Here is a 10,551-nt window from a genome sequence, read left to right as displayed (position 1 = left end):
AATCGCGGGGAGGGCGGCATCGTCGCCATGCTGGCGCTGCTCGGCGCGCGGCATGCCCGGCCGGGCACGTGGAAGGCGCTGCTGCTGGTGGTCGGGCTGGTGGGGGCGGCGCTGCTGTACGGCGACGGGGCGATCACGCCGGCGATCTCGGTGCTGTCGGCGATCGAGGGCCTGAAGGTCGACGCGCCGGCGCTCGGGCCGTTCGTCGTGCCGATCACGCTGGTGATCCTGGTCGGCCTGTTCCTGGTCCAGCACAAGGGCGTGGCTGCCATCGGCCGGGTGTTCGGACCCGTCATGCTCGTCTGGTTCGCGGTCCTCATCCTGCTGGCGCTTCCCGCCATCCTGCGCGCGCCGGAGATCGTGGCGGCGGCCAATCCCTGGCGGGCGGTGGATTTCCTGCTCCATGCCGGCTGGCACGTGAGCTTCCTGATGCTGGGCGCGGCCTTCCTGGCGGTGACCGGCGGCGAGGCGATGTATGCCGATCTGGGCCATTTCGGCGCCCCGGCGATCCGGTTCGCGTGGTTCGGCCTCGTCCTGCCCGCGCTGCTGATCCACTATTGCGGCCAGGGCGCGCTGATCATCGCCGAGCCGAGCGCGATCGAGAACCCGTTCTACAGGCTCGCACCCGATTGGGCCCATTACCCGCTGGTGGCGCTCGCCACGATGGCCACCGTCATCGCTTCGCAGGCGGTGATCTCGGGCGTGTACTCGCTGACCCAGCAATCGATACAGCTCGGCTTCATGCCGATGATGCGGGTAGTCCACACCGATCAGGACGAGCGCGGCCAGATCTACGTGCCCGGCGTGAACTGGCTGCTCGCGGCCGCGACGCTCACCGCCGTCGTGGTGTTCGGCTCGTCCGACGCGCTCGCCGGCGCCTACGGCATCGCGGTCTCGGCCCTGATGGGCATCACCACGCTGCTCGCCGCGTTGATCGCCCTGCGTTGGGGCTACAACCCGATCCTGGTCTTGGCGGTGAACGGCTTCTTCCTCGCCATCGATGCCGTGTTCTTCGCTGCCAACAGCGTGAAGCTCTTCGAGGGCGGCTGGTTTCCGCTGCTTCTCGCGGCCGCGGTCGCCTTCCTGATGCTGACCTGGATGAAGGGCAACCAAGTTCTCGAATCCGTCCGCCAGACCATGCGCATGTCCGAGGCGGCCTTCCTCGGCAGCCTCGCCTCGCACCCGCCGGTGACGCTGCCCGGTACCGCGGCCTTCCTCACCGCCGCCACCGAGGGTATCCCGATGGCGCTCGGCCGCCTGCTGGAGCGCAGCCGCTGCCTGCACGAGCGGATCCTGCTGATCACCGTGGTCTACGAGGAGGAGCCGGTGATTCCCGCGACCGAGCGGGCGCAGGTGACCCTGGTCGCGCAGGGCATCCGCAAGGCGATCTCGAAATACACGCCGGGCATGGAGCGCGTGGTCCTGCGCTACGGGTTCATGCAGACCGCCTCGATCCCGGAGGGGCTGCAATGCGCCGTGGCCAGTGGCCTGCTGCCGCCGGAATACCTCGAGGACATGACCTACTTCGTCGGCCACGAGGTGGTGATCCCGTCGCCGACCCATCCCGGTATGGCCCTCTGGCGGGAAGGCCTGTTCGCTTTCATGAAGCGCAACGCCGAGCGCACCGGAGCCCATTTCTGCCTGCCGACCCGCCAGATCGTCGAGGTGGGGACCGAGATCGAGATTTGAGCTCCGTGACGGGCACCGCGCCGCCCTGTTCCGCTGCGCCGCTTCGCGACGAGTCCTGTTCTGGGTCCCGGGCCGCACTCTGCTGGCGCCGCATGCGCCCGGGAAGGGCTCGTGGACGATCAACCCGCACTCCGTTCCCGGACAGGGGCCGCGAAGCGGCACCTTCTGAGGGGCATCCCACGCGGGCGGCCGGCCGCCGTAATGGCGCTGCCATGCCCGCCAGCACATTGAAAACGGCCGCGTTCGCAAGCATATCGCCACCGCGTTTTTCCCCACAGCGGAGGCATCACCCGTGAGCGAGACGATCGAGCGGCACGAGTTCGGGGCGGAGGTAGGCCGGCTCCTCGACCTCGTCGTGCACGCGCTCTATTCCGACCGCGAGATCTTCCTGCGCGAACTCGTGGCCAACGCCGCCGACGCCATGGACCGGCGGCGGTTCGAGGCCCTGACCTCGGCGGCAAGCGCCCTGCCGCCGGACGCCAAGGTCCGCATCGCGCCCGACAAGGAGGCGCGGACGCTCACCGTCTCGGATGCCGGCATCGGCATGAGCAAGGAGGATCTCGCCGCCAACCTCGGCACCATTGCGCGCTCCGGCACGCGGGCCTTCTCGCAGACTCTGGAATCCGCCAAGGCCGAGGATCGGCCGAGCCTGATCGGCCAGTTCGGCGTCGGCTTCTACTCGGCCTTCATGGTCGCCGACCGCGTCACCGTCACGTCGCGCCGGGCCGGCAGCGACGAGGCCTGGACCTGGGCGTCTGAGGGGCAGGGCAGCTACACGCTGGAGCCCGCGACACGGTCTGAGCCCGGCACCGACATCGTGCTGCACCTCAAGGCGGATGCCGACGAGTATCTGGAGCCCTACCGCCTGGACCATCTCGTGCGGAAATGGGCCGACTTCATCACCGTTCCGATCGCCGTCGTGCGCGACGGCAAGGACGAGTCGGCCAATCAGGGCACGGCGCTCTGGCGAAAGGCGAAGTCCGAGGTCACCGAGGAGCAATACGAGGAATTCTATCACTCCGTCGGCATGAACTTCGACAAGCCCTGGGCGACGCTGCACTGGCGCGCCGAGGGGCAGCTGGAGTTCTCCGCGCTGCTGTTCGTGCCGGGCTCCAAGCCGTTCCAGGCGCTCGACAATGAGCGGCAGAGCAAGGTCCGGCTCCACGTGCGGCGGATGTTCATCACCGACGAGGCGGAGCTGCTCCCGCCCTGGCTGCGCTTCGTTCAGGGTGTGGTCGACACCGAGGACCTGCCGCTCAACGTCTCCCGCGAGATGCTGCAGTCGACGCCGGCGCTCGCGCGGATCCGCCGGGCCGTGACCGGCCGCGTCGTGTCCGAACTCGCCACCCGCGCCAAGGACGCCGAAGGCTACCAGCCCTTCTGGGAGAATTTCGGTCCCGTCCTGAAGGAGGGGATCTACGAGGATTTCGAGCGCCGGGGCGAGATCGCGCCGCTGCTGCGCTTCCGCTCCTCGGCCGTGGAGGGCTGGACCTCGTTGGCCGACTACGTGTCCCGGATGAAGGACGGCCAGGAGGCGATCTACTACCTCGTCGCCGACGATGCCGAGGCGCTGAAATCGTCGCCGCAGCTCGAGGGTTTCAAGGCCCGCGGCCTCGAAGTGCTGCTGCTCTCCGATCACGTCGACGCCTTCTGGCCGGACCAGCTCGGTACCTTCGAGGAGAAGCCGCTCCGCTCGATCACGAAGGGCGGCCTCGACCTGTCGAAGTTCGCTCTGGAGGGCGAGCAGCCGGAGGCGCCCGAGGGCCTGGATGCGTTCGTGGCCGCCGTGAAGGCGGCTCTGGGCGGCGAGGTCTCGGACGTGCGCACCACCGACCGGCTGGTTGATTCGGCGGTCGTTCTCTCGGCCGGGACCGGCGGGCCCGACCTGCAGATGCAGCGGCTGATGCGCCGGGCCGGGCGCGCCGGCGCCGGCCAGCCGGTGCTGGAGATCAATCCCCGCCACGCGCTGATTCGGGCGCTCGCCGCCGCGCCCGAATCAGAGGTTCCGCAGGCCGCCGGCACGCTGCTCGACCTCGCCCGCATCCAGGACGGGGACAGCCCCCGCGATCCGGCCGCCTTCGCCCGGACCGTTGCGGCGGCCCTGGCGGCCGCGCGGGCCGCGTAGCACTACGCAGACACCCGCCGCGCGCCGCCGGGAAGCTGCGTGCGGCGTGTGTCTCCACACACATTCGCGCCCGACGATTGCGGGTTCGGTTGATCATTCGGAAATGGTCGAGCCATAACTTCGCCATTGGTCGGGATCATTGCCCGGCCGATGGCGCGGGCGCGGTGGGGGCCGCAGGCGTCTGAGCCGAACCCTCTCGCGCGCGCCAGGCGCGCCTCACGGACGCTGCATGAACCCGGTCGAGGCTGAAGCCGGCAACGGACAGGCGGTCGCGGCGGCGCGGACCCGGGCCCACGCCCGGGCGTATCGCCACAGCGGACGCGTGCGCACCCTGCGCCGCCTGATTCCGGTGGTCGCCGGGGGCTCGGTGGCGCTGCTGCTGGGCTACCTGTTCAATCCTTTCGCGGCCCAGCTGCCGGGCGTGTCGGTCGGCCCGGTGACGCTGGCGGGCTCGAAGGTCCGGATGGAGAACCCGCGGCTCGCGGGGTTCCGCCAGGGTACGCGCGGCTACGAGGTGACCGCCGACGCCGCCCTGCAGGACGTCCGCAAGCCGAGCCAGATCGAGCTGCAGCAGATGCGCGGCCACATCGCCACCGACGATCAGGGCGGCGTCGCCCGTCTCTCGGCAGCGTCGGGCCTGTTCGATACGGCCCGCGAGGCGCTCGACCTAAAGGACGACATCCGGATCTGGACCGACAAGGGCGAGGAGGCGCGCCTGCGCTCGGCCGCCGTGGCGTTCAAGACCGGCTCCATCAGCTCGCAGGAGCCCGTCACGGTCTCGAGCCCGCGGGCCACGGTGAACGCCGAGACCCTCGACGTGGTCGAGAACGGCAAGCGGATCTCCTTCGTGGGCAAGGTCCATGTCGTGATCGTCAACGAGGATCAGGCGGAGAAGCCGCAGGCCCGCATCCTGACCTCGGACGCCGAAGCTGCGGGCGGTGCGCGATGAGAGCCGCCCGTCTCCTCTGCGCCGCCCTCGCGACCGGGCTGGTTCTCGCCGGCCCGGCGCTCGCCGAGAAGCCGGCGCGGAAGGACTCGCCCTTCGGCAATATCGGCGGCGGCGGCAAGGATCCGATCAAGATCGACGCCGACCGGCTCGACGTGTTCGACCGGGAGAACAAGGCGGTCTTCGCCGGCAACGTCGTGGCCGTGCAGGGCGACAGCACGATCCGCTGCTCGACCATGACGGTCACCTACAAGCGCGGCAAGGATGCTCCCGGCAAGGGGGCCAAGACCGAGGCCCGGAGCGACGCGAGGGACGAGGGCGCCGACGCGGCGCCGCGGAATCCCGCCGAGAACGGCATCCAGAAGGTCGATTGCGCCGGCCCGGTGACGGTGGTGCAGAAGGACCAGGTCGCCACCGGCGACCACGCGGTGTTCGACCAGGATGCCAAGCGCATCGTGCTGACCGGCAACGTCGTCCTGAGCCAGTGCCAGAACGTCACCCGCGGCCAGCGGCTCGTCTACGACATGAACACGGGACGGGCGAACATGGACCCGGTCGCGGGCGGGCGCGTCTCGGCCCTGTTCGTACCCGGCGAGAAGTCCGACGCCAAGGACGGCAAGGCGAAAGGCTGCACCCAGCCGCCGAAGCCGAAGGCGCAGGTCGATTGAGCGGCGCCGTGGCGTTCCAGGCTGGCCCGCAGGACCCGGCGGGCCGCACCAGCTGGCTCGGCCGGCTGTTCGGCCGGCGCGTGCGGCAGCCCGACGCCGCCGAGGCTGACGGCTGGTCCGCGGCCGAGGAGGGTGGCCTCGGCATCCTCAGCGTGCGCGGCCTGCGCAAGAGCTACGGCGCCCGCACGGTCGTCCACGAGGCCGGGCTCACCGTGCGCACCGGCGAGGCCGTGGGCCTGCTGGGTCCGAACGGCGCCGGCAAGACCACGATCTTCTACATGATCACCGGGCTGGTGGCGGCCGATCGCGGCCACATCACCCTGGACGGCCTGCCGATCACGCACCTGCCCATGTACCAGCGGGCGCGGCTCGGGATCGGCTACCTGCCGCAGGAGGCGTCGATCTTCCGCGGGCTCACCGTCGAGGACAACATCCGCGCGGTGCTGGAGGTGGTCGAGCCCGACCGCAAGGCGCGCGCGCGCAAGCTCGACTCGCTGCTGGAGGAATTCGACATCGCGCGCCTGCGCAAGGCGCCCTCGATCGCACTCTCGGGCGGCGAGCGACGACGCTGCGAGATCGCCCGGGCGCTCGCCTCCTCGCCGACCTTCATGCTCCTGGACGAGCCTTTCGCGGGCATCGACCCGATCGCGGTGGGCGACATCCAGGATCTGGTGAAGCACCTGAAGCAGCGCGGCATCGGCGTGCTGATCACCGACCACAACGTGCGCGAGACGCTGGGCCTGATCGACCGCGCCTATATCGCCCATTCCGGCCGCATCCTCACCGAGGGCACGCCCGAGGAGATCGTGGCGAACCCGGATGCGCGGCGGCTCTATCTCGGCGAGGATTTCCGGCTCTAGGCCGGGCTCCCCCTCTGCGCCGCGCGCGCTGGCGGGGCGGAGGCCGCCGCGCCTCACCCCTTCCAGTTCTTGAGCGCCGCGAAGGGGCTGTCCGACCCCGCCGGCTTCTCCGGGTTCAGCACCGGCTCAACTTGTGCGATCGCATCCGTCATCGAGAAGGCCGAGCCGCTCTGAAGCCGGCCGCCGGCCGCGTCGCGGTGGCCGCCGCCGCGGAACAGGCGGGCGCCGTCGAGCGCCGTGCCGTCGTTGGACCGGAACGACAGGTTCCCCATCCGCTGGACGTTGACCACGCGCTTGGCCCGGCCCGCATCCATGATCAGGTCGGAGACCCGCTGGAACGTGCCCGAATCGAGGGCGAAGGACAGGAGCGTGCCGTCCTTCAGCGGGCGGAACAGGGAATCCGAGCGGGCGAGCGCCCGGGCGAGGCGCATGCGTGTGGTCAAGGCCGGATCGTCGTCCGGCGCGTCGCGCAGCAGGGTGTCCACCACGCCGGTGCGGATCACCGAGGCGCGGCGCTCCAGCTCGGCCGGGCTCGCGCCGTCCCGCAGGGCAGCGGCGGCCGCGAGGAGGATGTCGGACACGAATCGGTCGTGCCAGGGATGGCCGACCGGCACGTAGCTCGACACGACCTCCCAGAACAGCTCGTCCAGGGCGAGCCCGCCCCGGAAGGCCGGGCTCTCCTTGCGCCAGAGATCGACGGCATCGACCGCGCTCAGGAGACTCGACAGGTCGGTTTCGGGCTCGCTTGTGGCGAACAGGGCCCGGTGGTCGAAGGTCATCCGCGTCGCGCAGATGTCGTCCTCGATCAGCACCGCGATCTCGGGATCGCCCAGGTCGACCCGGTGGAGGGCCGGCCGCGCCGCGTCTGGGGCCGGCTCAAGGCCCAGGCGCCGCAGCTGGTCGAGGGACGAGGTGTGGTGGTCGAGGACCACGAGACGGTGCTTCTGCCCGTCTTCGCGGCGCCGGTTCATCGCGGCGAATTTCTTCAGGCCCGCGATGGTCTGCTCCTCCAGGCCGAGGTCGGTCATCAGCAGGACCTCGCGCTCCGCCGCGCGGCCGAGGCGCTTGATCTCGTCCTCTAGGACCGGGCCGACATCGCTGTAGCGGGGCACGTGGACGACGCGCTCGACCGTCGCGCAGGCGGCGGCGACCGTGGAGGCTCCGTAGCCGTCGAGGTCGTGGTGGGTGATCTGGATCAGGCGCAACGGTCCGAACTCGAAGGGTGGCGGAGCGGCCGGTCTACGACGCCCAGCGGCGGGAGGCGAGGGGCGATGGCCCTTCCGTCCGGCGGCGATCGGTGCAGTATGGTGCCGGGCCGCCACGAGTCGCGAAGCACCGGTTGGCCACGGAGACCCCCAAGGGGCCCGTCATTCGGGAGGACACGATGGCCTTGACCGCAACGCCGCGCGTGCGCCGCATCCAGACGATCTCGCTCGCCCTGCTCGTGACGGCGGGCGTCGTCAACTATGTCGACCGGGCCACCCTGGCGGTGGCCAACCCGCTGATCCGCGAGGATCTCGGCCTCTCGATCCCCGACATGGGATTGCTGCTCTCGGCCTTTCTCTGGGCCTATGCCTTCGCGCAACTGCCCGCCGGCGCCCTGGCGGACCGGCTCGGCCCGCGCCTGACGCTGACGCTGGGCCTGACCTGCTGGTCGCTCGGCCAGATGTTGGGGGGCGCCGTGACGTCGTTCTGGCAGTTCGTGAGCGCGCGGATCGTGCTCGGGATCGGCGAGGCGCCGCATTTCCCGACCTGCGCCCGGGTCTCCCGCGACTGGTTCAACATCCGCCAGCGCGGCACCGCCACGGGGATCTGGAACTGCGCCTCGTCGCTCGGCACCTTCCTGGCCCTGCCGCTGCTCACCTTCCTGATGGTGAGCTTCGGCTGGCGGGCGATGTTCGTGATCATGGGCGGGGCGGGGCTGGTGCTCGCCACTGTCGTCTATCTGGTCTTCCGCAATCCGCGCGAGACCGATCTGACCCCGGGGGAGCGCGCCTTCCTCCAAGAGGGCGATGCCCCGAATGCCAGCCGCCCGGTCACCTGGAGCGCGTGGCGCCGGCTGTTCGGCTTCCGCACGAGCTGGGGGATGATCGTCGGCTATTTCGGCTGCATCTACATGACCTGGCTCTACACCGCGTGGCTGCCGAGCTACCTGGAAATCGAGCGGCACTTCACCCTCCAGAAGACCGGCCTCGTCGGCTCGATCCCCTTCGCCTTCGGCGTGATGGGCGGGATCCTGGGCGGCCGGGTAGTGGACATGCTGGTGCGCCGGGGCGTCGACCCGATCCGCAGCCGCAAGATCCCGATGGTCGGTTCGCTGGTGGCGACCGCGGCCTTCACGGTGGTGGCCGCCCTGACGCCGAGCGACACGCTCGCCATCGCCTGCATCTCGGCCTCGCTGTTCCTGGTCTACCTGAGTTCGTCGTCGGCCTGGGCGATGGCCTCCGTGGCGGCACCGGCCAATTGCACCGCCTCCCTCGGCGCGATGCAGAATTTCGGCGGCTATATCGGGGGCGCCCTGGCACCGACCGTGACGGGCTTCATCGTCGGCGGCACGGGGCATTTCTCGATGGCGTTCATCACCGGTGCGGTCATCGCGCTCATCGCGGCCCTCGGCTACTGGACCTTGATCCAGGAGCCGATCGCCGACGAGGTGCTGACCGATCGCGCGATCGGTGGTCTCAGGATGGCGGAATAGCCCCGGCCGGTGAAAGGCCGCCCGGTCTCCGCGATCGGGACGGAATGCACGCATCCCGATAGGGGATGATCCCCCCTTCAGCGCCGCGAGCCCGTCGCGTGCGCTGCCGGGGCGCCGTATCGCGACCTCGCTGTTCACGGTCTGCGCGCGCCTGGAAACCATGTCGGTCGGGTTCGTGCCTCCGGCCGGTCCGTGGACGCACCCTCCGGGCCACCTATGGTTTCATCGCCGATCCGGCGCTCGCGCCGCGGACGCGTCGGACCGGACCGGGCCACGGCAGGCCCGACATGCGTGCCGTCGACCGAAATCTGTAGAAAATCCGTTGCTTGCTCGGATTTATAAATGTGATTTATAGTTCGAAGGTCTGGAGCCGCGCGGACTGCAGTCGAGAGTTTGGCCGTGCAGTGCCGGGCGGCAATCTCCATTCCGTCGGAGGCGCATCACATGTCGGGCGTGAGGCCGGATCTCTTCGCCCGCCTGCACGACGACCTTGAGGCTGGCTTCCGGGAAGACCTCGAGGAGGCGGTGATCGATCCGGCGCGCTGGCCCGATCTGGCCGAGCGCACCGTCCGAGCGTCCGGCAGCGAGGGAGCCCTGCTCCTGCGATCCGACCGGACCAGCCTCGAATCCCTCTGCACCGCCTCGCTCGCCGATGCCTCGCGCCGCTACTTCGACGAGGGCTGGCACCGCGAGGACCATCGTCTCCGCGGCATCCCGTTCATGCGGACGCGCGGGATCGCGGTGGATCAGGATTTCACGACGCAAGAAGAGATCGCGCGCCTGCCCTTCTACCAGGATCTGCTCGCGTCCCGCGGCCTGCGCTGGTTTGCCGGCATCGGCTTTGCCGTGAAGGGACGGCTCTGGTGCCTCTCTCTGCAGCGGACCGTCGAGCAGGGGCCGTATGAGCCGCATGAGCAGCGGCGCCTCGCGACCCTGTCGCCGCTTCTGCAGCGCGCGGCTCTGCTGACCGCGATGGTCGAGCGGGCCCGCCTGGCGGGCCTGACCCAGGCTTTCGAGCTGATCGATCGTGCCGCCCTGATCCTCGATGCGGAGGGGCGGGCACTCCGCTGGAACGACGCTTTCGGTAGCCTCCTCGGTCGCGACCTGAAGCTCGCGGGCAGCCGCCTCACCGCGGAGGATCCGGAGGCGGCCCGGCAGCTGGAAGCCCTGGCACGGCCCTTCGGTCGCCCGCCGATCTCCGCCATCGTGGTTGCGCGACGGGGCGGTCCGCCGATCGTGATCCATGTCGTGCCGCTGGTCGGGCCGAGCCGCGGCTTGTTCGCGGGTGCGAGCACGCTGCTCCTCGGGAGCGTTCCCGGGACCCCGCCGGCGCCGACCTCCGCGATCCTCCAGGCGGCATATCGGCTGACGCCCGCGGAAGCGCGCCTTGCCCAGGCCCTGTCCGGCGGGACCTCGCTGGCGGAGGCCGCGTCGCGGTTCGCGATCACGGCGGCGACCGCGCGCACGCAGCTGAAGGCGATTTTCGCCAAGACCGGAGCGACACGCCAAGCGGACCTCGTGCGACTGGTGGCCGGGCTCGCACGCTGACGGCACGCATCACGGGA

At 70.2% G+C, this 10,551-nt stretch carries 8 protein-coding genes; 7 read left to right on the top strand and 1 reads right to left on the bottom strand.

The genetic code is table 11. The features are described 5' to 3' along the window. The 5 genes from BLT59_RS22665 to lptB all read left to right on the top strand — a co-directional run. Window positions 1-1,689: potassium transporter Kup (locus tag BLT59_RS22665; RefSeq protein ID WP_091785870.1), on the top strand; the 1,689-nt coding region annotated here is incomplete at its 5' end. Between the two features lie 292 nt (window positions 1,690-1,981). Then, complete coding sequence (gene htpG, locus BLT59_RS22660; protein ID WP_091785841.1) at window positions 1,982-3,814, top strand: molecular chaperone HtpG; 1,833 nt, start codon at window positions 1,982-1,984, stop codon at window positions 3,812-3,814. A 229-nt stretch (window positions 3,815-4,043) separates the two neighbouring features. Beyond that, entirely contained in the window at window positions 4,044-4,763 is a 720-nt protein-coding gene (gene lptC / locus BLT59_RS22655) for an LPS export ABC transporter periplasmic protein LptC (protein ID WP_091785839.1), read from the top strand. Continuing rightward, window positions 4,760-5,428, top strand: a complete 669-nt coding sequence (locus BLT59_RS22650) for an LptA/OstA family protein (RefSeq protein WP_091785836.1) — start codon at window positions 4,760-4,762, stop codon at window positions 5,426-5,428. The genes lptC and BLT59_RS22650 overlap by 4 nt, the downstream gene beginning before the upstream one ends. 65 nt (window positions 5,429-5,493) lie before the next feature. Further along, complete coding sequence (lptB, locus tag BLT59_RS22645; protein WP_244514113.1) at window positions 5,494-6,288, top strand: LPS export ABC transporter ATP-binding protein; 795 nt, start codon at window positions 5,494-5,496, stop codon at window positions 6,286-6,288. Window positions 6,289-6,341: 53 nt separating this feature from the next. Here the strand turns inward: lptB and BLT59_RS22640 are convergent, their stop codons facing one another. After that, window positions 6,342-7,493 (bottom strand): dimethylmenaquinone methyltransferase, encoded by a 1,152-nt coding sequence (locus BLT59_RS22640; protein WP_091785832.1) that lies wholly within the window; start codon window positions 7,491-7,493, stop codon window positions 6,342-6,344. 179 nt (window positions 7,494-7,672) lie between these two features. On the opposite strand from BLT59_RS22640, the gene BLT59_RS22635 reads away from it, so the two are divergent. Both BLT59_RS22635 and BLT59_RS22630 read left to right on the top strand, forming a co-directional pair. Further along, window positions 7,673-8,986, top strand: coding sequence for an MFS transporter (locus BLT59_RS22635; protein ID WP_091785829.1), 1,314 nt, complete (start codon window positions 7,673-7,675; stop codon window positions 8,984-8,986). 444 nt (window positions 8,987-9,430) lie between these two features. Next, entirely contained in the window at window positions 9,431-10,534 is a 1,104-nt protein-coding gene (locus BLT59_RS22630; protein WP_091785826.1) for a helix-turn-helix transcriptional regulator, read from the top strand. Window positions 10,535-10,551 lie beyond the last annotated feature (17 nt).

Origin of the sequence: Methylobacterium sp. UNC378MF, assembly GCF_900103195.1 — a bacterium.
Lineage (GTDB): Bacteria > Pseudomonadota > Alphaproteobacteria > Rhizobiales > Beijerinckiaceae > Methylobacterium.
This window is presented reverse-complemented; position numbering and strand designations above follow the sequence as displayed.